The sequence below is a fragment of the Pseudomonas sp. B611 genome, from assembly GCF_055407965.1.
This window is the reverse complement of record NZ_JBUZST010000015.1, coordinates 36,407-62,927: the sequence shown is the minus strand read 5'-3', so window position 1 is coordinate 62,927 and position 26,521 is coordinate 36,407. Positions and strand designations below refer to the sequence as shown.

Below are 26,521 nucleotides of genomic sequence, written 5' to 3'. Positions count from 1 at the left end.
CCATGAACGCAAGCGATGGCATCCGCGTCACCCTCAGCGAATTGATCGAGATGCGCCATCGCGTGCGCGAAGTGCAGCTGTTTTCCACACCCAGCCAACGCAGCCCGCTGATCGGCCTGCACCACTCCAAACTGCGCGGGCGCGGTGTCGACTTCGACCAGGTGCGCGTGTACCAGGCGGGCGACGATGTGCGCACCATCGACTGGCGCGTGACGGCGCGCACCCAGGAGCCACACACCAAACTGTTCCATGAAGAGCGCGAGCGGCCGATCTTCATCATGGTCGAGCAAAGCTGCCGGCTGTTTTTCGGCTCGGGGCAGATGTTCAAGTCGGTGCTCGCGGCCCAGGCGGCGAGCCTGATCGGCTGGGCGGCGCTGGGGCACAACGACCGCGTCGGCGGGCTTGTATTCGGCGACAACGAGCACTACGAAATCAAACCCCGGCGCAGCAAGCAAAGCCTGCTGCAACTGCTCAACCGCTTGGTGCGCGTCAACCAGAGCCTGAACACCGAAAGCCACCCCGAAGCCGACGCCCTGGGCATGGCCCTGCGCCGTGGCCGTGAAGTCTTGCGCCCCGGCAGCCTGGTGATTGTGATCTGCGACGAGCGCGCCCTGACCGAAGGCGCCGAGCAGCAACTGAGCCTGTTGTCGCGGCATTGCGACCTGCTGCTGTTGCCGATCTCCGACCCGCTGGACCACGCCCTGCCCGCCGCCGGGCTGCTGCGTTTTGCGCAGCGCGGCGCGCTGTTGGAACTGGATACGCTGAACTACGATCTGCGCCAGGCCTATAAAGCCCAGGCCGAGGCGCGCATCGCCCGCTGGGAATTGCTCGCGCAAAAACTGCGGGTGCTGCTGATGCCCTTGAGCACCCAGAGCGAAATGGTCGAGCAACTGCGCGAATACCTCAACCCGCAACGTCCGGTGAAAAAGCAATGAGCAGCCTGGACCAACTGCAACCGCTGATCGCCCCACCGGCCATCGGTTTCTGGCCACCTGCGCCGGGCTGGTGGCTATTGTTGCTGCTGATCCCGCTGCTCGGCTGGGGGCTGTGGACGCTGCGTCGTTTCTTGCCCGCGCGACGCCCCGTGGCCCGCGCCGAACAACCGCTGGACCCGTTGCGCATTGCCGCCCTGGCGGAACTGGCACTGATGCCCAAGCCCTACGATGGCGCCCCGGCCGGCGCCTGGCTGCAACAACTCAACGGCCTGCTCAAGCGCCTGTGCCGCAACGACTACCCCTACAGCCAGAGCCACACCCTCAATGGCCGCAAATGGCTGGCGTTTCTCGATAACCGCTGCCCCGCTGCGGGCCTCACCCGTTGGATGGTGCTGGTGGAAGGCGCCTATAAACCCGAATGCAAACTCGACGACAAAGCCATCGCCGGCCTGACCCAAGCCGTCGACACCTGGATTCGCAAACATGTTTGAGTTCGCCTGGCCGTGGATCTTCGCCCTGCTGCCATTGCCCTGGCTGATGCGCCTGGTGCTGCCAGTGGCCGACAGCGGCGAGCCCGCGTTGAAAGTCAGCTACCTGGGCGACCTCGAAAGCCTCGCCCGCCGCCGTGCCCGCGTGAACCTCCCGGGCTGGCGCCAGCAAGCGCCGTTCGTGGTCCTGTGGCTGCTGCTGCTGACCGCCGCTGCGCGCCCGGAATGGCTCGGCGAACCGCTGCCGATTGCCGCCAGCGGCCGCGACCTGCTGGTGGCGGTGGATGTGTCCGGCTCCATGGACTTCCCTGACATGCACTGGCAGGACGACGACATCAGCCGCCTGAGCCTGGTCAAACACTTGCTCGGCGACTTCCTTGAGGAGCGCGAAGGCGACCGCGTCGGCCTGATCCTGTTCGGCAGCCAGGCCTACCTGCAAGCGCCACTGACCTTCGACCGCCGCACCGTGCGCACCTGGCTGGATGAAGCGCGTATCGGCATCGCCGGCAAAAACACCGCCATCGGCGATGCCATCGGCCTGGCCCTCAAACGCTTGCGCCAGCGCCCGGCACAAAGCCGCGTGCTGATCCTGGTGACGGACGGCGCCAACAACGCCGGGCAGATCGACCCGCTCACCGCCGCGCGCCTGGCCGCCGAAGAAGGGGTGAAGATCTACCCTATCGGCATTGGCGCCGACCCCGAGCAAACCGGTTCCCTGGGCATCCTTGGCGTCAACCCGAGCCTGGACCTCGACGAGCCGGCGCTCAAGGCCATCGCTCAGGCCACCGGCGGGCAATACTTCCGTGCCCGCGACGGTGAAGAATTGCAAACCATCAAGGACACCCTCGACAAGCTTGAGCCGGTCGAACAACAACCGACCCAGGCCCGCCCGGCGCAGGCGCTGTATAGCGGGCCGCTGGCCCTGGCGTTGATCCTGAGCCTGTTGCTGGTGGTCCAGGAACGCTGGCCGAACAACGCCCTGCAACGGCTGTTCAACAAATTCACAAGCAAGGGGATTTTCCTGCAACAGCACCCCGAATGGCGCAAGCGCCTGCAACGCCTGCGTTTGCGGAGGCGGCGATGATCGACCTGTGGCCGCATTGGTTCCGTCCCTGGTGGCTGTTGCTGCTGCCGTTGCTCGGCTGGCTGCTGTGGCAGTTGTGGCATCGGCAGAAACGCGCCGGGCGCTGGCAGATGATCCTGCCGCCGGCCTTCCATGCCGTCTTGCTCAGTGGTGGCAACGGTCGCGAAAGCAAATCGCCGTGGGTGGTGCTGGGCATCGCCTGGCTGTTGGCCGTGCTCGCGCTGCTTGGGCCGAGTTGGCAGCGGGTTGAACAGTCCAGCCAGAAACCCTCCGACCCGTTGGTGGTGTTGCTGGAACTGACCCCGGAAATGCTCGCCACCGACAGCCCGCCCAACCGCCTGGAACAGGCGCGACGCAAGCTCTACGACTTGTTGCAGGCGCGCAGTGACGCGCAGACCGCCATCGTCGTGTATGCCGGCAGCGCCCACACGCTGGTGCCGCTGTCCGACGACCTGGCCACCAGTCGCAACCTGCTGGAAGCCCTGCGCCCGTCGATCATGCCCGAGGCGGGCCATCGTGCCGACTTGGCGGTGGAAAAAGCCCTCGACCTACTCAAGCGTGGCGGTCTCGGCCAGGGGCGCTTGCTGCTGATCGGCTCGTCGCTGTCCAAACAGGAGCGCCAGGGCATTCGCCTGCTGCTGCAAAGCGCGCAATCGCCGAGCCTGTCGATCCTCGGCATCGGCAGCCGTGAAGGCACACCCGTGACCCAGGAAAGCGGTGAATTCCTCAAGGACGAACAAGGCGCGATCCTGGTGCCGCGCCTCGACAGCCCGACCCTCAAGGCCTTCGCCAACGAAATGGGCGGCCGCTACCGTGCCGCGCGCCTGGATGACAAAGACCTGCGCCAGCTTGGCGTGCTCGACCCGCCGCAAGCCCTGCGCGACGACGGCCAGCGCCTGCACCTCGACACCTGGGCCGACCAGGGTTATTGGCTGCTGCTGCCATTGCTGCTGCTGGCCGCCTGTGCCGGGCGGCGCGGCTGGTTGTTCTGCCTGCCGCTGCTGCTCCTGGTCGCGCCACAACCCAGCTATGCCTTCGACTGGCAGGACCTGTGGCTGCGCCCCGACCAGCAAGGCCAGTACCTGCTCAAGCAAAAACGCCCCGCCGAAGCCGCCGAACACTTCCAGGACCCGCAGTGGCAAGGCGTGGCACTGTACGAAGCCGGCAACTACGCCGAAGCCATCAAACGCTTTGCCGAAGGCAATGACGCCTATTCCCACTACAATCGAGGCAATGCGCTGGCCAAATCCGGTGAACTGGAAGCGGCGATCGACGCCTACGAACAGGCCTTGGAAGCCCAGCCCGACCTGCAACCGGCACTGAAAAACAAAGCCCTGCTGGAAACCCTGATGCAGGAGCAAGCGCAGCCGGAACCCGAAAAGCCGGCAAAAAACAGAGATGACGAAACCACCCAACCCGGCCAAACTGCGCAACCGGGCGCCAGCGGACAAAACGCTACGGGTGGCGAGCAATCGTCCCAAGGCCAGGGCGAAGCCGGCACTGGCGATACCCAGACCGGCGCCACGCCCCACCCCGGTGGCAACGAAGTGCCGGGCAGCGAACTGGGGGATGAGCAAACCACCACCCCGCCGCTACGCCCCAGCGACGCCAGCCTCGACGGTGAACACCGCCAGGCCCTGGAGCAATGGTTGCGGGAGATCCCCGACAACCCCGGCGAACTGCTGCGCCGCAAATTCTGGTACGAACAGCAACAACATCAGGACAAGACTCGATGAGCCGCCGCCCCACCCTACTGCTTCTGCTCGCGTTATCGGCAGGCCACGCCCAAGCGGCGAACCTGGTCGCCAGCGTTGACCGCAGCCGCCTCAACTCCGGGGAAACGGTGGAACTGACGGTGGAATCCAGCGACGTCACCCAGTTCGGCAAACCTGACCTGTCGCCCCTGGATGCGCAGTTCGAAGTCAGCGGCACCCGCCAGCTCAACCAACTCACCACCCTGGGCGGCGACAACCACGCCACCACGCGTTGGATCATCACCCTGCTGCCCAAGCAAAATGGCACCGTGGTGATCCCACCGCTGCAAGTGGGCGAATATTCGACCCAACCCATCAGCCTGCAAGTGGTCGAGACCGCCAGCCAGAACACCAACGCCGAACTGGCGCCGGTGTTTGTCGAAGCCAACCTCGACCAGACCAGCGTGTACGTACAGGCCCAGGCCCTGCTGACGGTGCGCGTGTACCACTCGGTGTCGCTGTATGACGACAGCAGCCTTACACCGCTGCAGATCCCCGACGCACGCATCGAGCAGTTGGGCGAGTCGCGCACCTACGAAAAAGTCATCAACAGCATCCGCCATGGCGTGATCGAAACCCGCTACGCGATCTACCCGCAACACAGCGGTGTGCTGGATATTCCCGCGCAGACCTTCAGCGCCACCTTGGTGGAATCACGCCCGCCCCAGGAAAATACCCTGCAAGGTACCAAGCCCGGCAAGTTGATCCACGTCAGCTCGGCGCCGCTGCCACTGACGGTCAAGCCCAAGCCTGAGCTATACCCCGCCGATACACCATGGCTGCCCGCACGTAGCCTGACCCTCGACGAAAGCTGGAACCCCGAGCCGGAGCATGTGCAGATCGGCGACTCGCTGACCCGCAGCCTCACGATCAAGGCCGAAGGCCTGTCGAGCGCACAACTGCCGGCCCTGCCCAGCAGCGAGATCAGCGGCCTGCGCCGCTACCCGGATCAACCGGTGCTCGCCAACCAGACCAATGACCGTGGCCTGATCGGCAGCCGCGAAGACCGCGAAGCCCTGGTGCCCAACCGCGTCGGCCCACTGGAACTGCCGGCGGTGGAAGTGGTGTGGTGGAACACCCACGAAGACCACCTGGAACGCACCAGCCTGCCGGCGCGGACCTTGCAGGTCGCCAACAACCCGAGCCTGGTGGTGGATACGCCTGCCACGCCCACTGTCATCACGGCGCCGGACGACAGCCGCCTGTGGTTGTGGCAGCTCAGTACGCTGATCCTGGCCTGCACCACGCTCCTGGGTTTCGGCCTGTGGTGGCGCGCGCGCCGGCAACCGGCCGTACTGCGCGCCGCACAAACCGGCCCAAGCCCGCGCACCTTGCTCGACGACCTCAAGCGCGCCACCCAGGCCAACGACCCCCAGGCCACCCGACAGGCCCTCGACGCCTGGGCGCGGCAGCAACCGGAAACCCTGGCCGAGATGGCTGCGCGGTTTATCCCGCTGTCCGATGCCTTGGACGGCCTGAACGGCGCGCTCTACAGCGAAAGCGGCCAGTATTGGCTGGGTGAAGAGCTGTGGCGCGCGGTAAAGGCCATCCCAATGGCCGAACGCGAAGCCGACCCCACTGCCGACACCACGAGCCTGCCACCGCTCTACCCCAAGTAATCACGCTCCCCCCAAAAACACCACAATCCCCTGTGGGAGCTGGCTTGCCTGCGATGGCATCACCTCGGTATGGCTGACAAACCGAGGCGCCTGCATCGCAGGCAAGCCAGCTCCCACACAAGCCAGCTCCCGCAGGGGGCGATGTGTTCGCAATACAGGTAAACTCCCCTCCTTTTCATCTTCTCCAGGGAGTTCGCCTTGCGTCTGTTCCACACCTCCGACTGGCACCTTGGGCAAAACCTGCATGGCCAGGAACGCGATTACGAACACGCCTGTTTCCTCGACTGGCTGTTGGGCCAACTCAAGACCCATCAACCCGATGCGCTGCTGATCGCCGGCGATATCTTCGACACGGTCAACCCGCCGCTCAAGGCCCAGGAGCGCCTGTATGACTTCATCATCAGCGCCCACGAACAAAACCCCAACCTCACCATCGTGATGATCGCCGGCAACCACGACTCAGGCTCGCGTATCGAATTGCCCGCACCGTTGATGCGTCGCCTGCGCACCCATGCCCTCGGGCGGGTGTTGTGGCTGGATGACGGCCAATTGGATGCCGAGCGCCTGCTGATCCCGTTGCCGGATGCCAAGGGCAAGATCGCTGCCTGGTGCCTGGCGCTACCGTTTCTGCGCCCGGCGGAAGTCACCGGGGCGCACTTGGGTGACGATTACCTGCGCGGTATCGGCCAGGTGCACGAATGGCTGATCGCTGCCGCCAACGCCAAACGTAAAAAAGGCCAGGCATTGATCGCCATCAGCCATGCGCACATGGCCGGTGGATCGGTGTCGGAAGACTCCGAGCGCAGCCTGATCATCGGCAATGCCGAGGCACTCCCCGCCAAGCTGTTCGACAGAAGTGTCGGTTATGTTGCCCTCGGCCATTTGCACAAGCCGCAAAAGGTCAATGGTGAGGAACGCATCCGCTACAGCGGCTCGCCGATTCCGCTGTCGTTCTCCGAAATCGGCTACAAGCACCAGATCCTCGACGTGACCTTCCAGGGTCAAGCCCTGGTGAGCGTCGAACCGCTGCTGATCCCGCGCTCGGTCGACCTGCAACGCCTGGAAGCCGCGCCCCTGGCGGATATTCTTGCGCAGCTCGCCGAGTTGCCGGACATCGACCTGCTCGCCGAAACCCAGCGCCACCCCTGGCTGGAAGTGCGCGTGCGCCTCGACGAACCGCAACCGGACCTGCGCCAGCAGATCGAAACCGCCCTGCAAGGCAAGGCGGTGCGCCTGGTGCGCATCGCTGCCGAGTACGCCGGAAAAGGCAGCCGTGAGGAGGAAGGCGAAGATCGCTTGGTCGAACTTGACCAGCTCACGCCCCAAGAACTGTTCAGCCGCGCCTGGCAGGACAGTTACGGCAGTGAAGTGGATGAACAGACCTTGAAGGATTTCGCCGTGCTGCTCCAGGAAGTGCAACAGGAGGGCGAACAGCCATGAAGATCCTCGCCATCCGCCTGAAGAACCTGGCCTCCTTGGCCGGCCCGTTCGAGATCGATTTCACCGCCGAGCCCCTGGCCAGTGCCGGGTTGTTTGCCATTACCGGGCCGACCGGTGCCGGTAAAAGCACCTTGCTGGATGCCCTGTGCCTGGCGTTGTTCGGCGCCGTGCCTCGCCTGGGCGATACCGGCCAGGCGAAAATGCCGGATGCCGACAGTGATATTTCCATCGGCGACCCGCGTACGTTGTTGCGTCGCGGCACCGGCGGCGGGTATGCCGAGGTGGATTTTGTCGGTGTCAACGGCAAGCGCTACCGCGCGCGCTGGGAAGCCAACCGCGCCCGCGACAAGGCCAGCGGCAAGTTGCAGAACAGCCGCCAGAGCCTGATCGACCTGGACAGCGAACAACTGCTGGCCAGCCAGAAAACCGAATACAAGACCCAGCTGGAACTGGCGCTGGGCCTGAACTTCGAGCAATTCACCCGTGCGGTGTTGTTGGCGCAAAGCGAGTTCAGTGCCTTCCTCAAGGCCAACGACAACGAACGCAGCGAACTGCTGGAAAAGCTCACCGACACCGCGCTCTACACACAGCTGGGTCGGCGTGCCTTCGACAAGGCCAAAGAGGCCCGTGACGTACACAAGCAGTTGCAGGACCAGGCGGTTGGCGTGGTTCCCCTGGCACCCGAAGCACGCGCCGAGTTGGATCAGCAGTTTGACGCCGCGCAACAGCAGCTCAAGACCCAGCAAGTCCAGCTCAAACAGCTTGAGCTTCAGCACACCTGGCTCAAGGAACTGCACGACTGGCAGGAACGCCAACGGGCCGCCACCGGACAACTGCAGCGCGCGCAAGCCGACTGGGAGAACCAGGGCCAGCAACGCGAAGACCTGAACCGCCTGGAGCAGTTGGCGCCGCAACGCCATCAGTTCGCGCGCCAGGCCGAACTCGGCAGCCTGCTTGCGCCGTTGGCCGCGCAGATTCAATCCCATAGCCAGCAACAAGCTGAACTGCACACCCGGCAGGAACAGGCCCGGCAACAACAAGCCAACGCGCAAACCGCCTTGGCCGAAGCCCTGAAACACCAGGCCGATGCAGGGCCTTTGCTGCGCCAGGCATTTGAAGAGCAAAGCACCCTCACCCGCTTGACCACCGAATTAGCCAAGCGCTCCGAAGAAAAACAGCAGCAGGAACACGCCAGCACCGAAGGCCTGACACAGCTCAATGGCCTGCTGGAAAAACAGAGCCAAGTCTGCGAACGCCTGCAACGCCTGGCGACCGAGCTTGAGCGCAGCGTCGGCCTCGCGCCCTTGAGCGATGCCTGGACCGCCTACCGCGACCGCCTGCAACAACTGATGCTGATCGGCAATCGCCTGAACAAAGGCCAAGCCGAACTGCCGCAGTTGGAACAACGCGCCACCGCCGCCGCCGAGCAGTTCACCGGGCAACGTGAAGCCCTGGACCTGCTGTATCAGGAAGCCGGTGCCGAACCCCATGCGGTGGCCGAGCAGATCCAATTGCTCGCCAGCCTGCTGCAGGACAATCGCAAACAACAGCGCGCCTTCGAAGACCTGACGCGCCTGTGGGACAGCCAGCAACAGCTGGACCAGCAAGCCACCACGCTGACGCAAAAACTCACCGATGCCCAACAGCAGCGCGAGCAACTGAACCAGACTGGCCTGCAAACCAAAGCCGAATTGACCGTTGCCGAACAAACGCTGAGCGTGACCAAACAGCTGCTGGAACGCCAGCGCCTGGCCCGCAGCGCCAGCGTCGAAGAGTTGCGCGAACAGTTGCAGGACGACCAGCCGTGCCCGGTGTGTGGCAGCCACGAGCACCCGTACCACCAGCCCGAAGCCCTGTTGCAAAGCCTGGGTCGTCATGACGAAAACGAAGAGGCCTCGGCACAGAAAGCCGTCGATACCCTCAAGGAAAAACTCACCGAGCTGCGCGGTGAAGTGGGCGGCCTGATTGCCCAGCAAAAGGAATACCTGCAACAACAGGAACAGCTGACGACGCAACAGCAAGCCCTCAAGCCAAGCCTGGATGCGCACCCGTTGTCCGCGGCGTTGTTCGACCAGGACACGGCCAAGCGCAGCGCCTGGCTGGACCAGCAACTGAGCCAACTGACCCAGAGCATCACCCAGGACGAACAGCGCCAAGGCGCCCTGCTCAACCTGCAACAGAACGCCGGGCGCCTGCAGCAACAAGTGCAAGCTGCCCAGGAAGCCAGCCAACAGGCGCGCCAATTGCTGGTGGACCAGCAACGCGAGTTGGCCAACGACCGCGAACGTCTCGAGGAGGAACTGAACGCCTTCGCCAGCCTGCTGCCTGCGCACACCCTGGAAGGCTTGCGCACCGAGCCGGCCGCCACCTTCATGCAGCTGGACCAGCAGATCAGCCAGCGCCTTGAACAGCTGGGCCATCAACGCGATGAGCTGGCCGAGCGGCAAGAACGCCAGCAGGTCATCGAGAAAGAACAGACCCACCAACAGCATCGCCAGCAACAACTCGATGTGCTGGTTCAACAGGTCGACGACGTGGCGGCCCAGCAACAGGCCGCCCAGGCCACGCTCAGCACGTTGCTCGGCGAGCACGTCAGTGCCGAGCAATGGCAACACCAGTTGGATGAGGCCGTCACCGGCTCACGCCAAAGCGAAACCGATGCCAGCAAACAGCTGCAAGAGATCCACAACGCACTGATCCAACTGGCGGCCGACCTCAAGGCCCAGCAAGAGCGCGAGCAGGCTTTGCAAGCCGAACAACAGACCCTCGCCAGCCGCCTCGGCGAGTGGCGTGCCCTGCACCCGGAACTCGACGACGCCGGCCTGGACCGCTTGCTGGCCTACGACGACACCCAGGTGAGCCAGTTGCGCCAGCAACTGCAACACAGCGAAAAAGCCGTCGAGCAGGCCAAGGTCTTGTTGCAAGAGCGCGAGCATCTGCTGGCTCAGCATCAGGCCCTGCACAATGGCAACCTCGACGCCGAGGCACTGGACAGCGCCCTGGCCAGCCTCAACCAGCAGTTGGCCGACAGCGAAAAACACTGCGCCGAGTTGCGTGCGCGCCAGTCCGAAGATCAGCGCCGCCAGGACGCCAACCAAGCCTTCGCCGAACAGATCACCCAGGCCTACGACGAGTGGCAACGCTGGGCACGTCTGAATGCGTTGATCGGTTCCGCCACCGGCGACACGTTCCGCAAGATCGCCCAGGCCTACAACCTCGACCTGCTGGTGCACCACGCCAACGTACAACTGCGTCAGCTGGTGCGGCGCTACCGCCTCAAGCGCGGCGGCAGCATGCTCGGTTTGTTGGTGATGGACACGGAAATGGGCGATGAACTGCGCTCGGTGCACTCGTTGTCCGGCGGTGAAACCTTCCTGGTGTCCCTGGCGCTGGCCCTGGGCTTGGCGTCGATGGCGTCGAGCACGTTGAAGATCGAGTCGCTGTTTATCGATGAAGGGTTCGGCAGCCTGGACCCGGAATCGCTGCAACTGGCGATGGATGCGTTGGACGGTTTGCAGGCTCAGGGCCGCAAAGTCGCGGTAATTTCCCACGTGCAGGAAATGCACGAGCGCATCCCGGTGCAGATCCAGGTCAAGCGCCAAGGCAATGGCCTGAGCACCCTGGAGGTCAAGTGAGCGAGGCGCTGCTGTATTCGTTCCGCCGCTGCCCGTACGCGATGCGCGCACGGTTGGCGTTGCGCTACGCCGGCGTGCCGGTACGTATCGTCGAGGTCAGCCTCAAGGCCAAGCCGGCCGAAATGCTCGCGCTATCGCCCAAAGGCACGGTGCCGGTGTTGAGCGTTGACGGGCGGGTGATTGAAGAGAGCCTGGAGATCATGCAATGGGCCCTGGCCCAGCACGATCCTGACGACTGGTTGCTGCACGGTAATCCGGCAGTCTTGGGGTTGATCGCAGAGAACGATCAGGGCTTCAAGCATCACTTGAATCGATACAAGTACGCCGACCGCTACCCGGAACAATCGATGGAACATTATCGGGCCGAGGGCGAAGTGTTCTTGCAGAAGTTGGAGGGGTTGCTGGCCGAGCGGGATTACCTGCTGGCAAACCACCTGACCCTGGCGGATGCTGCACTGGCGCCGTTTGTGCGCCAGTTTGCCCATGTGGATCGAGTGTGGTTTGCCGGTACGTCGTATAAACGGTTGCAGGTTTGGTTGCAGCGTTTTCTGGATTCACCGCTCTTTGTTGCCGTCATGGCGAAGGCTTGAAAGCCACACAATCCGAATGTGGGAGCGGGCTTGTGTGGGAGCGGGCTTGCTCGCGAAAGCGGAGTGTCAGTCACCAAATTTGTTACTGATCCACCGCATTCGCGAGCAAGCCCGCTCCCACATTTGACCTCATTCGCTCCTGGATCAGTGCTGGGCTTTGTGATCCAGGGCGGCATAGAAATTGGCGCTCTGTTGCAGGTATTTCTGGGTATAGGCGCTGGTGCTGGATTTTTTGCCGGTGAGTTCCACGCTGGCGGCAGCCGGCAGGGCCACGGTGGCGGAAACGGCGGAAGCAGCGATGATCGAGAAGAGATTGAAGTTCATGGCGGTAACCCTTGTGTTCGTTTGATTGAGTGGCCGGGAAGGCCTTGGAACCAAACTTACGCCCGAGGGTTACGCCTTAGAAATGCTTTGAAACAGTAGCCGTTATCACTCGAATTAATAGAAAGGCGCAGGCCCCGCAGTGCGGGGCCTGTGGCTTATTGACGCAGCAAGAACTTGAGGTCGCTAGGCGCATCGATCGGCAATTTCTGCACGGTTTTACCCAGCAGGCCGGTCTTGGGGTCACGCTCGACCACTACGATTTCATTGCTTTTCTGGTTGGCGATCAGCAAGAACTTGCCGCTCGGATCCAGGCTGAACTCACGCGGATGGTCGCCCTCTACGGAGCGGCGTTGCAGTTCCTTGAGGTGCGCGGTGGCCGGATCGATGCTGAATACCAGCAGTTGATTGGCCGTGCCACGGTTGCTCACATACAGGAACTTGCCGTCGCTGGACGCGTGCAGCGCAGCACCGGCCTTGTCGGACACCGGCTGGCCAGCCGCGAAGTCCACCAATTGGGTCTGGGTGAGTGTGCCATCGTGGTAGTCATACACCGCGACCTGGGCGCTCATCTCGGTGGTCAGCCAGGCATGCTTGCCATCCGCGCTGAACAACAGGTGACGCGGGCCGCTGCCCGGTGGCAATTGCACTGCAGCCGGGTTGGCCGGGGTCAGCGGCAGCTCGTGGTTGGCCTTGGGATCGTAGCGGTAGGCAAACACCTTGTCGGCGCCCAGGTCTTGCACAAACACGTACTTGCCGTCCGGTGACGACACCACCGAATGCACATGGTTGGACGCCTGGCGCTCAGGGTTGACGCGGCTGGCCGGGTGCCCGCTCAACTGCACGGGTGCCGACAGTGTGCCAGCAGCGTCCACGGGCAGGATCGCCAGGCTGCCGCCCGGATCTTCCAGTACCGAATAGTTGGCAACGAAAAGATAACGCCCGTCAGCGGCCACGCTGGAGTGAGTCGGTTCGTTGCCCAGGCTCTGCACCTGATTGATCAGGGTCAGTTGATGACTCTGCGGGTCGATGCGGTAACTGCTCACACGACCGACCGGATCCTTCTGACCCGGGCCATTCTCATTGACCACAAACAAATGTTTCTGGTCCTTGGAAACGGTCAACCAGGACGGGTTCGCGGCCTTGGCGGCCAAGACGGGCTGGCCCTGAAACTTACCGGTACGGCTGTCGAATTGCAGGCGGTAGATGCCTTCGCTGGTGCCGGCGGTGTAGCTGCCGACCAACAGTTCATAGGTCTCGGCCGGCGCGGCCTGCACCGACATGGCTCCAACACTGCCCGCCATCAGCAGGGGCCAGAATTTACGCATCAGCATCGGCTTCGTCCTCGTCGTTATTGTTGCCGGTGAACGCGCTCAAGCAAACCAGGCGGTGCTCGCCGTCTTCATTGATCAGCAACCAGCTTTGCAAGCTTTCATCGAAGGTCGCGGCGGCCAGTTGTTCGGGACTGAACTTCCAACGCTTGAGGTCCCGGCCGTCCATGCTTTCGATCAGCAAATGCTGGTCAAAGGTGAACTCGAAGGCGTGCAGCCCGTTGATGATCAGCATGTCGCTGTCGTTCAGGGCGCTGCTCAGGTTTGGTGTTGCGTCGGTCATGATGTGAAGTCACTGCGGGGGAAAAGACACATGATAGGTCAATTCCCCCGCCGTGCCTTGCGGCAATGGTCTAATCGATCAATGGGCGAACAGTGAGTTGCCCTTCTGCCCCGCCAACTTCTCGGGTTTGATCAGGAACCGCGCCAGTGCCGGCAAAAGCCACAGCGCACCGAACATGTTCCACAGCAACATGAAGGTCAGCATCAGGCCCATGTCGGCCTGGAACTTGATCGCCGAGAAGATCCAGGTACACACGCCAATCGCCAGGCACAAACCGGTGAACAGCACAGCTTTACCAGTGGACTTGAGCGTCTGGTAATACGCCTCTTGCAGTGGCAAGCCGGCACGCAGGAAGCTTTCCAGGCGGCTGTAGATATAGATGCCGTAGTCCACGCCAATCCCCACACCCAGGGCCACCACCGGCAAGGTCGCGACCTTGACGCCGATACCCATGAACGCCATCAACGCGTTGCCCAGTACCGACGTCAGCACCAGCGGCAGCACGATGCACAGGGTCGCCGCCCACGAGCGGAAGGTGATCATGCACATGGTCGCCACGCACAGGTACACCAGGATCAGAATGGTCAGTTCCGACTCCTTGATCACCTCGTTGGTCGCGGCTTCAATCCCGGCATTACCGGCGGCGAGGATGAATTCCAGGCCGTCCTTGTTGTTCTCCTTGGCAAATTCCTGCACCGCATGCACCGCACGGTCGAGGGTTTCAGCCTTGTGGTCGTTGAGGAACACAAGCACCGGCGCCAGGGAGCAATTGTTGTTGTACAGGCCATCGGCACGGGAGATCGAGCTGTTCAATACATCGGGGTTGCGCGACAGGGTTTCCCATTTCAGGTTGCCCTCGTTCATGCCCTTGATCATCTGCTTGGACACGGTCACCAACGAGATCGCCGACTGCACGCCCTCGGTGTTCTGCATCTTCCACATCAACTGGTCGATGGGCGCCATGGCTTCATAACGCGAACAGCCCTCGGCCGCGGTCTTGACCATCACCACCAATACATCGGAACTGGTGGAGTAGTTGCTGATGATGAAGTTGTTGTCTTTGTTGTAGCGCGAATCCGGGCGCAGTTCCGGCGCGCCCTGATCAAGGTCGCCGATCTTCAGGTTCTGGCTGTACCAGAGGCCGCCGCCAAAGGCGACCAGCGCCAGGGCGATGGAGATCGGGGCGACTTTCGGGCTGGCAAAGTTCGACAGCAGGCGCCAGAACCCGTGTTCGCGATTCGCGTCTTTCTTGCTCTTGGCGATGGCGCGCTTGCTGATGCCGACGTAGGAAATCGCCACCGGCAGCAGGATCAGGTTGGTAAACACGATCACCGCCACACCGATGGACGCACCGATGGCCAGTTCGCGGATCACGCCGATATCGATGATCAGCAGCGTAATAAAGCCCACCGCATCCGCCAGAATCGCGATCATCCCCGGCAGGAACAGTTGCCGGAACGTACGTCGCGCCGCCGTCAACGCGTTGTCGGCCTCGCTGGATTGCAGGGCGATACCGTTGATCTTCTGCACGCCGTGGGAAATACCGATGGCAAAGATCAGGAACGGCACCAGCATCGAATACGGATCGAGGCCAAAACCGAAAAAGTGCATCAGGCCCAGTTGCCAGATTACCGCTACCAACGTGGTGCTCAGTACGGCGATGGTGCTGCGCAGGCAGTTGGTGAACCACAGCAACAGGATCAGGGTAATGACAAACGCGATGCCGAAGAACATCACCACCATCACCAGGCCATCGATCAGGTCACCGACCTTCTTGGCGAAACCGACAATGTGGATCTTGACGTTGGGGTTCTGCGCCTCGAATTTGTCGCGGATCTTGTCTTCGAGTTCATGGGAGAACTTGCGATAGTCCAGGGCCAGCAACTTGCCCTGGTCCTGCGGGTCCGGGTAGGCCTCCAGCAGCGGGATATCGACGATGCTCGACTTGAAGTCGTTGGACACCAGGCGCCCGACCTGGCCGGACTTGAGCACGTTGTTGCGCAGCTGATCGAGGCTTTCCGGCGAGCCGTTGTAGCTCTGCGGGATCACCTCTCCGCCGGCGAAGCCCTCTTCGGTCACTTCGGTCCAGCGTACGCTGGGGCTCCACAGCGACTTGAGGCCCGAGCGGTCGACGCCGGAGATGTAGAACACCTCGTCGTTGATCTGCCGCAGGGTCTCCATGTATTCCTGGGTAAAGATGTCACCGTCCTTCGCCTCCACCGAAATACGCACCGTGTTGCCCAGGTTCGCCAGGTCGTTGCGGTGCTCCATCATCTTCTCGATGAAGGGGTGCTTGAGGGGGATCATCTTTTCAAAGCTGGTGGACGGGCGAATCAACGTCGCCTGCCAGAACAGGAAAATGCTCACCAACAGGCAGATCACGATCACTGCCGGGCGGTTGTTGAAGATCAGACGCTCAAGAAAGGTCGCTTTATCGTTGTGATGACTGCTCATTGAATCCCCGCCTTCTTATTATTTTGAGAGCTCTGCGCCGGCAACGGTGGCGACACGCACGCCACCCTGCCCCGCGAGGATCAAGTTGCCGTTGCCTGCCGCCGTCACGGCCGAGAGTGAAATCCGGTCCGGGCGGTTGAAGACACTGAAGGTCACCCCGTCGTCATGGCTGACCACCACACTGCCGCCATTGCCGACGACCACGATGGAACCGTCATCCAGCAATGTCGCGCCGGACAAGCCAAACTCCAGCGCACCCCGCGCGGCCTTGAGCTCGACCTGCTCCCAGGTGCTACCAAAATCCGTGGAGCGATACAGGTTGCCGCGCAAGCCATAGGCCAACAGGGTTTGCGGCTGCGCCGTGCTGATTACGCCGAACAGTGAGCCCTCGTAGGGGCCTTCGAGCTTTTCCCAGGTCTGGCCGTCATCGCTGGAGCGGAACATGCTGCCCTGCTCGCCGACGATAAACAGGCCGGCGTCCTTGATAAAGGCGATGGCATTGAGGTGGAATTGGTCTTCGTTGTCGAGGCGGTCGCTGACATCGGCCCAGGTTTTGCCGCCGTCGGTGGTTTCGATCAGCGCACCGTAGGCGCCGACAGCCAGGCCGTGGTTGGCGTTGTTGAACCAGATATCCAGCAGCGGCGATTCGCGCTTGAGGTCTTGATACTGCTGGGTCCAGGTGGCGCCGCCGTCGGTGCTGGCGAGGATTTGCGCATCGTGCCCGACGGCCCAGCCTTGTTTGTCATCGACGAAAAACACCGCCGTGAGCAACTGCCGGGTGGGGACTTTGGCTTGCGTCCAGGTCGCGCCCTGGTCATCGGAATAGAGGATATGCCCGCGATCACCGACCGCCACCAGGCGCTTGCCGGCGTGCACCACGTCGATCATCAGGCCCTTGGCGGCCTTGGGCGATTCAATTGCAAACACCGCCGCGGCGGGGGTATCGCCAGCGGCCTGGGCGACGGTCGGCAACGCGACGGCCCCAAACAGCGAGAGCGCTGTGGCCAGCAACGCAACCCTGCGTGCGGCGCGTGGGCGGCAAACAACCCAACCCATGACAGGCTCACTCATAGACCTTCTCCCATTTATTATTGTTAGGTCATCTCGCCTTCCCGGGCTCTGAAACCTGCAATCTAGAGCGCCTGGAGGAAGCAGGGGCCATCCTATCGGGCTTTCGAATCGTCTGACAATCGGCGCTACGTTATCTTTTGTTAACTGGCGGCATTTGGCCACGGGCTGAATATAGCTGCATTCGCCAGAGTGATTGCCGGCGCATTGATGAATTTTTATTCCATCTCTTGAATTTTGGGAATTTTTATTCCATTAATAGCGCCTCTGAAAACAATAATGCAAAGGACCACGGCTATGCGTGAACTCGGAATCGGCTTGATCGGCACAGGCTTCATGGGCCGCGCCCATGCCTTGGCGTTCAATAACGCCCGCGCGGTATTCGAACTGCCGGTACACCTCAAGCTGGCCGCCCTGGCCGACGCCGACACCGAGCGCGCACAACGCTGCGCCAGGGATTGGGGCTTTGCCCAGGCCCATGGCGACTGGCAAGCGCTGATCAACGACCCCAACGTCGATGTCGTGGCCATCACCACCCCCAACCACTTGCACTACCCCATGGCCATGGCCGCCATCGCGGCCGGCAAGGCGGTGTACTGCGAAAAACCCCTGGCCGTGAGCCTCGAACAGGCTGACGCCATGCGCCGCGCGGCCAGTGCTGCCGGTGTGGTCACGCGCGTGGGCTACAACTACCAGCACAACCCGATGATCACGCTGGCCAAGCAGATGATTGCCCGGGGCGACCTGGGCGAGATCATCAGTTTCCAGGGCGAGTTCAGCGAAGACTTCATGGCCGACCCGACCTCGCCCTGGTCGTGGCGCTGCGAAGTGGAACATGCCGGGGGCGCCCTCGCGGACTTGGGCAGCCACTTGCTGTCGATGGCGCGTTATCTGGTCGGTGATGTGACCAGCGTGTGCGCCGACACCCAGACCGTGCATGCCCTGCGCCCTGCCGTCAGAGGCAGCAGCGAGCACAAAGCCATCGCCGTGGATGACCAGGTGCATGCGCTGCTGCGCTTCGCCAACGGCGCACGCGGCACCGTCAGCAGCAGCTGGCTCAAGCATGGCTACAAGAACCACCTGAGCTTTGAAATCAGCGGGACTAAAGGCACGTTGGCCTTTGATCAGGAGCGGTTGAATGAACTGCAACTGTGCCGGGTCGGCCAGGACGGGTTCCAGCGCTTGTTGGCCGGCCCTGCCCTGCCCGGCTATGCGGCGTTCAGCCCGGCGGCGGGGCATCAGTTGGGCTACAACGAATTGAAGACGCTGGAAGTGCAGGAACTGATCTTGGCCGTGGCCGGACAGGGAACGGATGGCACGGACTTTGAAGCGGCGTGGGCGGTTGAACAGTTGGCGACTGCGATTCGTGTCGCGGCCAAGGAAGAACGCTGGGTCAAAGTGAACACCGTTTAAAACCCAACGATGATCCCCTGTGGGAGCGGGCTTGCTCGCGAAGGCGGTGTGTCAGTCAGCACATGTATCAACTGGCCCACCGCCTTCGCGAGCAAGCCCGCTCCCACACAAGCCCGCTCCCACATTTGGATCACCAGGGCCTAAGCGTCAGCGCAACGCCCGGCGCAGCACTTTTCCCACGGTAGTCTTGGGCAATTCCGTCGTGCGGAACTCCACATACTTGGGCACTTTGTAGCCCGTCAGGTATTCCCGGCAATGTGCAAGAACCTGCTCCTGTGTCAGGCTCGGGTCCTTGCGCACCACGATGACCTTGACCTTCTCGCCCGTTACCGGATCTTCCACACCGATGGCCGCCACCTCGCCCACACCGGGGTGCAGCGCCACCACGTCTTCGATTTCATTGGGATACACGTTGAAACCCGAGACCAGGATCATGTCCTTCTTGCGGTCCACCAGGCGGATATATCCGCGCGCGTCCATCACCCCGATATCACCGGTCGACAACCACCCCTCGGCATCCAGCACTTCGGCGGTAGCCTCAGGGCGTTTCCAGTAGCCCTGCATCACCTGCGGCCCCCGAACTTGCAGTTCGCCCTGCTCGCCAATCTCGGCCAACTCGCCGTCTTCACGCACAAAGCGCACCCAGGTAGACGGCAATGGCACGCCAATGCTGCCGGTAAACTCCATCTCGCGCATGCGTGCGATATTGATCGGGCTGATGCTCACCACCGGCGAGCATTCCGTCAGGCCGTAGCCCTCGATGATCGGCAGCCCGGTGACTTCCTGCCAGCGCTTGGCCACCGCCGTGTGCGTCGCCATGCCCCCAGCGATCACCATGCGCAGGTCGGAAAAGTCCCGCGCACAGAACTCCTTGTTCTCCAGCAAGCCATTAAACAAGGTGTTGACCCCGGCGATGCCATTGAAGCGCTCCTTGCGCAGGATCATCTGCACCCGCTTCACGTCCCGCGGGTTGGCGATGAGAATGTTGCGCCCGCCCAGGCACATGAACATCAGGCAGTTCACCGTCAGGGAAAAGATGTGGTACAGCGGCAGCAAGGTGACGTTGGTTTCCTGCTTATCCTGGTCCAATTGATCGCCGACCCAGGCCTTGGCTTGCAGCAGGTTGGCGATGATATTGCGGTGGCTGAGCATCACGCCCTTGGCGTCCCCGGTGGTTCCACCGGTGTATTGCAGGAACGCCAGGTCATCGAGCTGCATGGCCACCGGGAAGTGGTTCAGGCCACGCCCTTGCTTGAGCACCCGGTTGAAGCGCAACGCACCCGGCAGGTTGAATGCGGGCACCTGCTTTTGCACGGAGCGCAGGATGAAGTTCATCGCCGCGCCCTTGAACGTGCCGAGCAGATCGCCAATGGCCGCGATCACCACGCGCTTGACGCTGCTGCCGGCAATGACTTTTTCCAGGGTGTGGGCGAAGTTCTCGAAGATCACCACGGTTTCGGCTTCGCTGTCCTTGAGCAAGTGCTTCAGTTCATGGGAGGTGTACAGCGGGTTGACGTTGACCACCACCGCACCGGCCAGGATCGTGCCCAACAGGCAAATCGGGTACTGCAAGCAGTTGGGCATCATCAGCGCCACGCGGTCGCCCTTTTTCACCCCCTGACCCTGTAGCCACGCGGCAAACGCGAAGCCCTGGACTTCCCAGTCGGCGTAGGTCATTTCCGTGCCGATGCTGACGTAGGCGACACGCTCACGGAATTTTTCCAGGTGTTCCAGGAACACTTCCCGCAGCGACGGGTAAGCCTCAATCCCCGCGTCGATGTCCGCCGGCACGCCGGGCAGGTAAGCGTCCAACCAGATCCGTTCGGTTTGTTCCAGGCTGACAGTGCTCATGGCAGTTTCCTTATTGTTGTTTTTGATAGCGCTACTTTTCGACGATGGCGGTAATGCCCAGCCCGCCCGCCGCACAGATCGAAATCAGGCCACGGCCGCCGCCGTTGTCATGAATGGTCTTGGCCAGCGTCGCCAGTTGCCGGCCACCGGTGGCGGCGAAAGGATGGCCGCAGCCCAGGGAGCCGCCATTCACGTTCATTTTGGCGCGGTCGATGGTGCCCAGCGGCGCGTCCAGGCCCAGGCGTTCACGGCAGTAATCGGCGTCTTCCCAGGCCTTGAGGGTGCACAGCACCTGAGCGGCGAAGGCTTCATGGATTTCGAAGAAATCAAAGTCGGCAAAACTCAGGCCTTCGCGCTTGAGCATGCGCGGCACCGCGTAGGCCGGGGCCATCAGCAGGCCTTCGCTGCCATCGACAAAATTCACCGCCGCCGTCTCGCCGGTGCGCAGGTAGGCCAGCACCGGCCAGCCATTGGCGGCGGCCCATTCTTCACTGGCCAGCAACACCACCGAGGCGCCATCGGTCAGCGGTGTCGAGTTGCCGGCGGTGAGGCTGCCGTTGTCACGGTCATAGGCCGGCGCCAGGCTGGCGAGTTTGGCCAGGGTGGTGTCGGCGCGCAGGTTGTTGTCCCGGGCCAGGCCGCGATGAGGGCTGATCAGGTCGTCGAAGAAGCCGCGCTTATAGGCCGCGTCCAGGCGCTGGTGACTGGTCAACGTCAGCTCATCCTGGGCCAGGCGCTTGATCTGCCAGCGCTGGGCCATGGCTTCGCAGTGCTCGCCCATGGACAAGCCGGTACGCGGCTCGCCATTGCGCGGCAGCAGCGGCTTGAAAAACATCGACGGGCGCACCTTGAGCAAGGCCTGCAACTTGCCGCCCAGGCCTTTGGCGCGATTGGCCGCGAGCAAAGTGTGACGCAGGGACTCGTTGATGCCGATGGGCGCGTCGGAAGTGGTATCGGCCCCCCCGGCGATGCCCACGTCGATCTGGCCGAGGGCGATTTTATTGGCCACCAGCAACGCCGCCTCCAGGCCGGTGCCGCAGGCTTGTTGCACGTCATAGGCCGGCGTATCCGGCGACAAGGTGGTGGACAGCAGCGACTCACGCGCCAGGTTGAAATCCCGCGAATGCTTGATCACCGCACCGGCGGCAAACTCCCCCAGGCGCTGGCCGTGCAGGTTGTAGCGGTCCACCAGGCCTTGCAGCGCCGCCACCAGCAAGTCCTGGTTGCTGTCGTGGGCATACACCGTGTTGGAGCGGGCAAACGGGATGCGGTTGCCGCCGATAATCGCCACGCGGCGCGTCGGGGCCGGGTTGAAGCTGTAGTCAGTCATCGATGGCTCTCATTCCAGACAAATAGCCCGCGCATATGCGGTTTATCACCGGCGAAATTGCGCACTTCGAACTCGCGGCGCGGGCCGCTTGCGGGGTGGTTCCACAGCGCGACCTGGCCGGGCAGGAAGATCGGCAGCTTGAAGTCGCAATGCGCCTCGGCCTGCTCCAGCCCACCGGGCGGTTGCTGGGCGGCGAGCGCGCGGCCCAGGGTCCACATGCCGTGGGCGATGGCGCGGCGAAAGCCAAAGAGCCTGGCGCCGATCAGCGAGGTGTGGATCGGGTTGAAGTCCCCTGATACCCGGGCAAAGCGTCGGCCCAGGTCGGCGGGCAACACCCAGCGCTGGGTGCGCAGCAGGCCTTCTTCCTGCAACGCCAACGCCTCATTCCAGGGTTCGCCGACGGGGTCCTTGACGTCCCGACGCAGGTACAGACTGTCGCTTTCCCACGCCAGGCTGCCCGCACTGTAGGCCCGGGTGGCGATGCTCAGCGCCTGGCCCTTGGCATGCGCGACCCAGCGTTCGCAATACACCTCCAGGCGCAGCGCCTGGCCCTCCTGCAAGCGTTGATGCTGACGAATGCGATTGGCCAGGTGCACCATGCCGCTGGCCGGGTAGGGAAAGTTTGGCCGTGTCAGCAGCATCAAGTGCAGCGGGAACGCCAGCACATGGGGATAGGACAGTGGCACGCCCTGCTCAGGGCGAAATCCGCAGGCACGGCCATAGCCGGCAATATCGGCGGCCTGCAACGCCACGGCCGAACGCACCAGACGTTCAGTCGGCAATACCGGTGCACCGTCCAGCTTGGGCTTGCGCAAGGCACGCACACCGTCGAGCAACAGCTGGGAGCGCGACGGCGGTGGATCGATAATCTGCGTCACGTAGTCCATGGTTCAAGCTCCCAGCAGGCTTTGCCCGCACACCCGTACGACTTGTCCATTGACCCCGCCGGAAGCCGGGTGCGCCAGCCAGGCGATCGTCTCGGCCACATCAATCGGCTGTCCGCCCTGATGCAACGAATTCATACGCCGCCCCGCCTCGCGGATCATCAGCGGAATCTTCGCGGTCATCTGGGTTTCGATAAACCCCGGTGCCACGGCATTGACCGTGACCTGCTGCGCTGCTGCACGCGGCGCCAGGCCCTGCACCAGGCCAATCACCCCGGCCTTGGAAGTGGCATAGTTGCTTTGCCCGAGGTTGCCGGCGATGCCGGAAATCGACGACACGCACACAATGCGCCCTCCGGGGTTGAGGCCCTGGCTGCCCAGCAATGCCTCAGTCAGGCGCAGGGGTGCGTCCAGGTTGACCGCCAACACGCTGCGCCACGCGGCTTCGGTCATTTTGGCGATGGTCTTGTCGCGGGTGATCCCGGCGTTATGCACCACCACATCGAATGCGCCGTATTGGCTGACATGGGCGTGCAACAGCGCCGCCGCATCGGCGGCGGTGATGTCCAACGGCAATGCCGAACCGCCCACACTGGCCGCCGCTTGTTGCAGGGAGTCCTGGGCCTGGGACACATCCACGCACACCACATGGGCACCGTCGCGGGCCAGTACCTGGGCAATCGCCAGGCCGATGCCACGGGAGGCACCCGTGACCAGCGCGCGGCGACCGGCGAAAGGCTTGTCCCAATTGACCGTCACGTGGCCGTCCACGGGTTTTTCCACGCGCACCACTTGCCCCGAGACGTAGGCTGAACGACGCGACAGAAAGAAGCGCAGGCTGCTGTCCAGCGCGTCTTCGGCCCCCGGCGCAACGTAGAGCAATTGCACGGTGATTGCACGGCGCAGCTCCTTGGCCAGGGAGCGCACCAAACCTTCAAGGGCGCGTTGGGCGATGGCCTGGGGCAAGTCCGCACAATGTTCCGGCGCGGTGCCGAGCACCACCACACGGCCGTGTTGGCCCAGACGTTTGCCGTTGGCATGGAAGAATTCGTACAGCTCATCCAGTTGTTGCAGGCTGCTCACGCCACTGGCGTCAAACACCGCGCCCAGCACTTTGCCGGTGGACGGTGCCTTGAGAGTGGCTGCAGCGGCAGTGACCGTGTCGGTGGCGCTGAACAGATGTTGCACTTGCGCCGCCAGGCGCCCTGCCCCGGCAACGATCACCGGGTTGGCCAAGCCCTGCTGGCCGCTACGATGGCGTTGCAATGGCAGGGGTTGCGGCAAGCCGATGGTTTGGGCCAGGCGGCGGCCCCAAGGGGAATTGACGAACGTTAAGTAGCTGTCACTCATAAATGCACTCACAACACTGTATTGACCTGGAAACCCAATCACTGTGGGAGCGGGCTTGCTCGCGAATGCGCTGGGTCAGCCAGCACATCTGTCACTGACAGACCGCATTCGCGAGCAAGCCCGCTCCCACAATGACCCTGTGTCGCCTAGTTGACCGAGGCGTTTTCGCCCTGGCTGCTACGGCGCTTGGCCACCGGCTCCAGCGCCTGCTTGCGCTGTTGCAACGCCTCCAGCAAACCGAAATCCTGCGGGAAGTCGTCCACCTGGATGGCGTGATCGGCGTATTCCACATAACGCGCCAGCAAGGCGTCTTCGTCGTCGCTGATCAGGTCCAGCGCCCGCGCCTTGACCCGCCACGCGGTGAAGGCCGTGGCCGAGATCGGCATCGGCTCAAGCAGGCCTTGCTTGATCGCCGGCTTGAGCCGCGCGTCGATCAACTCCACCTGTGGCAGCAAGCGGAAGCCCAGTTCGCCGTAGGCCAACTTGTCGACTTCCGGACGAGGAATGTAGGAATTGGCCAGCAAACGGTCGCGGGTTTCGCCAGGGGTTTGCACCACATCCGCCACCTGGGCCAACAAGCGATCCGACGGTTTGCGCAGGGGAATGCCCAACGGAAAACTCAAGCCGCGCACCACCGCCGCAGCGGTTTTGGACGGATAGTTATCGAGCACTTCCGCGAGGGCTTCATGGGCCCGCAGCAACGCATCCTGTGCCGCCCAATGCACCAGCGGCAGGTCCGCCTGGGGCCGGCCGTCATCCTCAAAACGCTTGAGCACGCAGGACAGGATGTACAGCTGCGACAGAATATCCCCCAAGCGCCCGGTGATACTTTCCTTGCGTTTGAGGGCACCGCCCAGCACGCCCATGGACACGTCCGAGATCAACGCCAGCACCACCGACAGACGATTGGCCTGGCGGTAGTAGGACGCCAGCGCGGGATCCGTCTTGGCCGGCACGGCAATCAGCCGCCCACCCGTCAGCGCATGCACCGCCGCGCGTACGGTGTTGGCCAGGACAAAACTCACATGGCCGAACATCGCGCTGTCAAAGTCTTCCAGCGACTGGCGCCGATCCGGGTTGCGCGCCGCTTCCATCTCGCGGAACACGTAGGGATGGCAACGGATCAGGCCCTGGCCAAAGATGATCAGGCAGCGAGTCATGATGTTGGCGCCTTCCACCGTGATGGCGATAGGACTTTGCTGGTAGGCACGGGCCAGGAAGTTGTTCGGGCCCATGCAGATGCCCTTGCCGGCGACGATGTCCATGCCATCGTTGACGATGATCCGCGCGCGCTCGGTGACGTGGTACTTCGCAATGGCCGAGATCACCGAGGGTTTTTCACCGGCATCCAGGGATGCCACCGAGACTTTGCGCACCGCATCGCACGCATACAAATGCCCGGCCATGCGCGCCAGTGGCGCCTGCACACCTTCGAACTTACCGATGGGCAGGCCGAACTGTTTGCGCATCGCCGCATATGCGGTGGTGCCGCGCACGGCGACCTTGCCCAGGCCGACGTTGGCCGACGGCAGGGAAATCGCCCGACCTGCTGCCAGACATTCCATCAGCATGCGCCAGCCATTGCCGACTTGTTCGCGGCCGCCGATCACCCACTCCAGTGGGATGAACACATCCTTGCCGGTGGTCGGACCGTTCTGGAACACCGCGTTCAACGGCCAGTGCCGCCGGCCGCTGTTGACCCCGGGATGATCGGTGGGGATCAACGCACAGGTGATCCCCAGCGAACCGGCCAGGCCAAGCAAGCCGTCCGGGTCTTCGGCGCGAAACGCCAGGCCGAGCACAGTGGCAATCGGCCCGAGGGTGATGTAGCGCTTGTCCCAGGTCACGCGAAAACCCAGCACTTCCTCACCTTCATGGGTGCCTTTGCAGACGATGCCCAGATCGGGGATCGCCCCGGCGTCGGAGCCGGCATAGGGGCTGGTCAGGGCGAAACAAGGGATGTCCTCACCCCGCGCCAGGCGAGGCAGGTAGTAGTTGCGCTGGGCATCGGTGCCGTAATGCAACAGCAACTCGGCCGGGCCCAGGGAGTTGGGCACCATCACCGAAATCGCCGCCGCCGAGCAGCGCGTCGACAGCTTCATCACCACCTGCGAATGGGCGTAATGAGAGAAGCCTTTGCCGCCGTACTGCTTGGGAATGATCATGCCGAGAAAACCGGCGTCCTTGGTGTACTGCCAGCCTTCGGGGGACATGTCCTGCCACACCTGGGTGGTTTCCCAGTCGTTGGCGATGTCGCACAGGGTTTCCACTTCGTTATCGAGGAAGGCTTGTTCTTCCGCGCTGAGGCTGGCGGGAGCGGCTTGCAGCAGGCGCTGCCAGTCGGGTTTGCCGCTGAACAGCTCGGCGTCCCACCACACGGTGCCGGACTCGATGGCCGCGCGCTCGGTGTCGGACATCGCCGGCATGATGGTGCGAAACAGGGCCAGGGCCTTGCTGGTCAACAGGCTGCGACGCAGGGGTTTGATCGCCATCAGCAACGCGGGCGCCAGCACCAGCAACGCTGCAACAGTGGCACCCCAGCCCTCGACCCCATTGAACAGGTAACCCACCGCCAACCAGACCAGGCCGGCGCCCAGCCACAAGGTGGCCGCTGCTTGTCGATACGCCAGGGCAATCGCTGCTGCGACACCCGCCAATAACCAGATAACCATGGGGATACCTCTACTCGAT

19 protein-coding genes are annotated in these 26,521 nt (G+C 63.0%); 9 read left to right on the top strand and 10 right to left on the bottom strand.

Features of this window, described 5'->3' with window-relative positions:
• Window positions 1-2: 2 nt before the first annotated feature.
• From ACZRMO_RS23895 to ACZRMO_RS23860, 8 genes are all read left to right on the top strand, one after another.
• The gene (locus ACZRMO_RS23895) at window positions 3-935 is read left to right on the top strand and encodes a DUF58 domain-containing protein (RefSeq protein WP_017739128.1); all 933 of its coding nucleotides are present in this window, start codon (window positions 3-5) and stop codon (window positions 933-935) included.
• Complete coding sequence (locus tag ACZRMO_RS23890; RefSeq protein WP_124528467.1) at window positions 932-1,426, top strand: DUF4381 domain-containing protein; 495 nt, start codon at window positions 932-934, stop codon at window positions 1,424-1,426. Before ACZRMO_RS23895 ends, ACZRMO_RS23890 begins: the two co-directional genes overlap by 4 nt.
• Window positions 1,419-2,507, top strand: a complete 1,089-nt coding sequence (locus ACZRMO_RS23885; protein ID WP_463974416.1) for a vWA domain-containing protein — start codon at window positions 1,419-1,421, stop codon at window positions 2,505-2,507. The genes ACZRMO_RS23890 and ACZRMO_RS23885 overlap by 8 nt, the downstream gene beginning before the upstream one ends.
• Window positions 2,504-4,243, top strand: a complete 1,740-nt coding sequence (locus tag ACZRMO_RS23880) for a tetratricopeptide repeat protein (RefSeq protein WP_463974415.1) — start codon at window positions 2,504-2,506, stop codon at window positions 4,241-4,243. Before ACZRMO_RS23885 ends, ACZRMO_RS23880 begins: the two co-directional genes overlap by 4 nt.
• On the top strand, window positions 4,240-5,880 hold the full coding sequence (locus tag ACZRMO_RS23875; RefSeq protein WP_463974414.1) for a BatD family protein: 1,641 nt from the start codon (window positions 4,240-4,242) through the stop codon (window positions 5,878-5,880). Before ACZRMO_RS23880 ends, ACZRMO_RS23875 begins: the two co-directional genes overlap by 4 nt.
• Window positions 5,881-6,078: 198 nt before the next feature.
• Window positions 6,079-7,320, top strand: coding sequence for an exonuclease SbcCD subunit D C-terminal domain-containing protein (locus ACZRMO_RS23870; protein ID WP_463974413.1), 1,242 nt, complete (start codon window positions 6,079-6,081; stop codon window positions 7,318-7,320).
• Window positions 7,317-10,955 (top strand): AAA family ATPase, encoded by a 3,639-nt coding sequence (locus tag ACZRMO_RS23865; protein WP_463974412.1) that lies wholly within the window; start codon window positions 7,317-7,319, stop codon window positions 10,953-10,955. Before ACZRMO_RS23870 ends, ACZRMO_RS23865 begins: the two co-directional genes overlap by 4 nt.
• The gene (locus tag ACZRMO_RS23860; RefSeq protein WP_463974411.1) at window positions 10,952-11,545 is read left to right on the top strand and encodes a glutathione S-transferase; all 594 of its coding nucleotides are present in this window, start codon (window positions 10,952-10,954) and stop codon (window positions 11,543-11,545) included. Before ACZRMO_RS23865 ends, ACZRMO_RS23860 begins: the two co-directional genes overlap by 4 nt.
• Window positions 11,546-11,689: 144 nt before the next feature.
• On the opposite strand, the gene ACZRMO_RS23855 is transcribed toward ACZRMO_RS23860, so the two are convergent.
• The 5 genes from ACZRMO_RS23855 to ACZRMO_RS23835 all read right to left on the bottom strand — a co-directional run bounded on the left by ACZRMO_RS23855 (window position 11,690) and on the right by ACZRMO_RS23835 (window position 16,990).
• Window positions 11,690-11,869, bottom strand: a complete 180-nt coding sequence (locus tag ACZRMO_RS23855; RefSeq protein ID WP_017739136.1) for a hypothetical protein — start codon at window positions 11,867-11,869, stop codon at window positions 11,690-11,692.
• A gap of 155 nt (window positions 11,870-12,024) precedes the next feature.
• Window positions 12,025-13,200 carry a lactonase family protein gene (locus ACZRMO_RS23850; protein WP_124528480.1) on the bottom strand — a complete coding sequence of 392 codons (1,176 nt, stop codon included), beginning with the start codon at window positions 13,198-13,200 and terminating at the stop codon, window positions 12,025-12,027.
• A complete protein-coding gene (locus tag ACZRMO_RS23845) occupies window positions 13,187-13,480 on the bottom strand; it encodes a DUF5629 family protein (RefSeq protein ID WP_124528482.1) in 294 nt (97 codons plus the stop codon). The genes ACZRMO_RS23850 and ACZRMO_RS23845 overlap by 14 nt, the downstream gene beginning before the upstream one ends.
• Before the next feature lie 78 nt (window positions 13,481-13,558).
• The gene (locus tag ACZRMO_RS23840; protein WP_124528484.1) at window positions 13,559-15,934 is read right to left on the bottom strand and encodes an efflux RND transporter permease subunit; all 2,376 of its coding nucleotides are present in this window, start codon (window positions 15,932-15,934) and stop codon (window positions 13,559-13,561) included.
• An 18-nt stretch (window positions 15,935-15,952) separates the two neighbouring features.
• Complete coding sequence (locus tag ACZRMO_RS23835) at window positions 15,953-16,990, bottom strand: WD40/YVTN/BNR-like repeat-containing protein (RefSeq protein ID WP_463974473.1); 1,038 nt, start codon at window positions 16,988-16,990, stop codon at window positions 15,953-15,955.
• A gap of 309 nt (window positions 16,991-17,299) precedes the next feature.
• Here ACZRMO_RS23835 and ACZRMO_RS23830 point away from each other — a divergent pair, with 309 nt between their 5' ends.
• The gene (locus ACZRMO_RS23830; protein ID WP_463974410.1) at window positions 17,300-18,415 is read left to right on the top strand and encodes a Gfo/Idh/MocA family protein; all 1,116 of its coding nucleotides are present in this window, start codon (window positions 17,300-17,302) and stop codon (window positions 18,413-18,415) included.
• Window positions 18,416-18,562: 147 nt separating this feature from the next.
• Here ACZRMO_RS23830 and ACZRMO_RS23825 read toward each other — a convergent pair whose 3' ends face one another.
• From ACZRMO_RS23825 to ACZRMO_RS23805, 5 genes are all read right to left on the bottom strand, one after another.
• Window positions 18,563-20,266: an AMP-binding protein gene (locus tag ACZRMO_RS23825; protein ID WP_463974409.1), complete on the bottom strand. Its 1,704-nt coding sequence runs from the start codon at window positions 20,264-20,266 to the stop codon at window positions 18,563-18,565.
• A gap of 31 nt (window positions 20,267-20,297) precedes the next feature.
• Window positions 20,298-21,596 (bottom strand): acetyl-CoA C-acetyltransferase, encoded by a 1,299-nt coding sequence (locus tag ACZRMO_RS23820; RefSeq protein ID WP_463974408.1) that lies wholly within the window; start codon window positions 21,594-21,596, stop codon window positions 20,298-20,300.
• Window positions 21,593-22,483: a MaoC/PaaZ C-terminal domain-containing protein gene (locus ACZRMO_RS23815; RefSeq protein ID WP_463974407.1), complete on the bottom strand. Its 891-nt coding sequence runs from the start codon at window positions 22,481-22,483 to the stop codon at window positions 21,593-21,595. Before ACZRMO_RS23815 ends, ACZRMO_RS23820 begins: the two co-directional genes overlap by 4 nt.
• A 3-nt stretch (window positions 22,484-22,486) precedes the next feature.
• The gene (locus tag ACZRMO_RS23810; RefSeq protein WP_463974406.1) at window positions 22,487-23,830 is read right to left on the bottom strand and encodes a 3-oxoacyl-ACP reductase; all 1,344 of its coding nucleotides are present in this window, start codon (window positions 23,828-23,830) and stop codon (window positions 22,487-22,489) included.
• 146 nt (window positions 23,831-23,976) lie between these two features.
• Window positions 23,977-26,502 carry an acyl-CoA dehydrogenase gene (locus ACZRMO_RS23805; protein ID WP_463974405.1) on the bottom strand — a complete coding sequence of 842 codons (2,526 nt, stop codon included), beginning with the start codon at window positions 26,500-26,502 and terminating at the stop codon, window positions 23,977-23,979.
• Between the last annotated feature and the right edge of the window lie 19 nt (window positions 26,503-26,521).

Excerpts from the sequence above, each read along its gene's own strand:
- ACZRMO_RS23875 (WP_463974414.1), top strand. The coding sequence starts at position 4,240 with ATGAGCCGCCGCCCCACCCTACTGCTTCTGCTCGCGTTATCGGCAGGC.
- ACZRMO_RS23815 (WP_463974407.1), bottom strand. The coding sequence starts at position 22,483 with ATGGACTACGTGACGCAGATTATCGATCCACCGCCGTCGCGCTCCCAG.
- ACZRMO_RS23820 (WP_463974408.1), bottom strand. The coding sequence starts at position 21,596 with ATGACTGACTACAGCTTCAACCCGGCCCCGACGCGCCGCGTGGCGATT.
- ACZRMO_RS23835 (WP_463974473.1), bottom strand. The coding sequence starts at position 16,990 with ATGGGTTGGGTTGTTTGCCGCCCACGCGCCGCACGCAGGGTTGCGTTG.
- ACZRMO_RS23825 (WP_463974409.1), bottom strand. The coding sequence starts at position 20,266 with ATGAGCACTGTCAGCCTGGAACAAACCGAACGGATCTGGTTGGACGCT.
- ACZRMO_RS23805 (WP_463974405.1), bottom strand. The coding sequence starts at position 26,502 with ATGGTTATCTGGTTATTGGCGGGTGTCGCAGCAGCGATTGCCCTGGCG.
- ACZRMO_RS23850 (WP_124528480.1), bottom strand. The coding sequence starts at position 13,200 with ATGCTGATGCGTAAATTCTGGCCCCTGCTGATGGCGGGCAGTGTTGGA.
- ACZRMO_RS23880 (WP_463974415.1), top strand. The coding sequence starts at position 2,504 with ATGATCGACCTGTGGCCGCATTGGTTCCGTCCCTGGTGGCTGTTGCTG.
- ACZRMO_RS23885 (WP_463974416.1), top strand. The coding sequence starts at position 1,419 with ATGTTTGAGTTCGCCTGGCCGTGGATCTTCGCCCTGCTGCCATTGCCC.
- ACZRMO_RS23865 (WP_463974412.1), top strand. The coding sequence starts at position 7,317 with ATGAAGATCCTCGCCATCCGCCTGAAGAACCTGGCCTCCTTGGCCGGC.
- ACZRMO_RS23890 (WP_124528467.1), top strand. The coding sequence starts at position 932 with ATGAGCAGCCTGGACCAACTGCAACCGCTGATCGCCCCACCGGCCATC.
- ACZRMO_RS23845 (WP_124528482.1), bottom strand. The coding sequence starts at position 13,480 with ATGACCGACGCAACACCAAACCTGAGCAGCGCCCTGAACGACAGCGAC.
- ACZRMO_RS23810 (WP_463974406.1), bottom strand. The coding sequence starts at position 23,830 with ATGAGTGACAGCTACTTAACGTTCGTCAATTCCCCTTGGGGCCGCCGC.
- ACZRMO_RS23840 (WP_124528484.1), bottom strand. The coding sequence starts at position 15,934 with ATGAGCAGTCATCACAACGATAAAGCGACCTTTCTTGAGCGTCTGATC.
- ACZRMO_RS23830 (WP_463974410.1), top strand. The coding sequence starts at position 17,300 with ATGCGTGAACTCGGAATCGGCTTGATCGGCACAGGCTTCATGGGCCGC.
- ACZRMO_RS23855 (WP_017739136.1), bottom strand. The coding sequence starts at position 11,869 with ATGAACTTCAATCTCTTCTCGATCATCGCTGCTTCCGCCGTTTCCGCC.
- ACZRMO_RS23895 (WP_017739128.1), top strand. The coding sequence starts at position 3 with ATGAACGCAAGCGATGGCATCCGCGTCACCCTCAGCGAATTGATCGAG.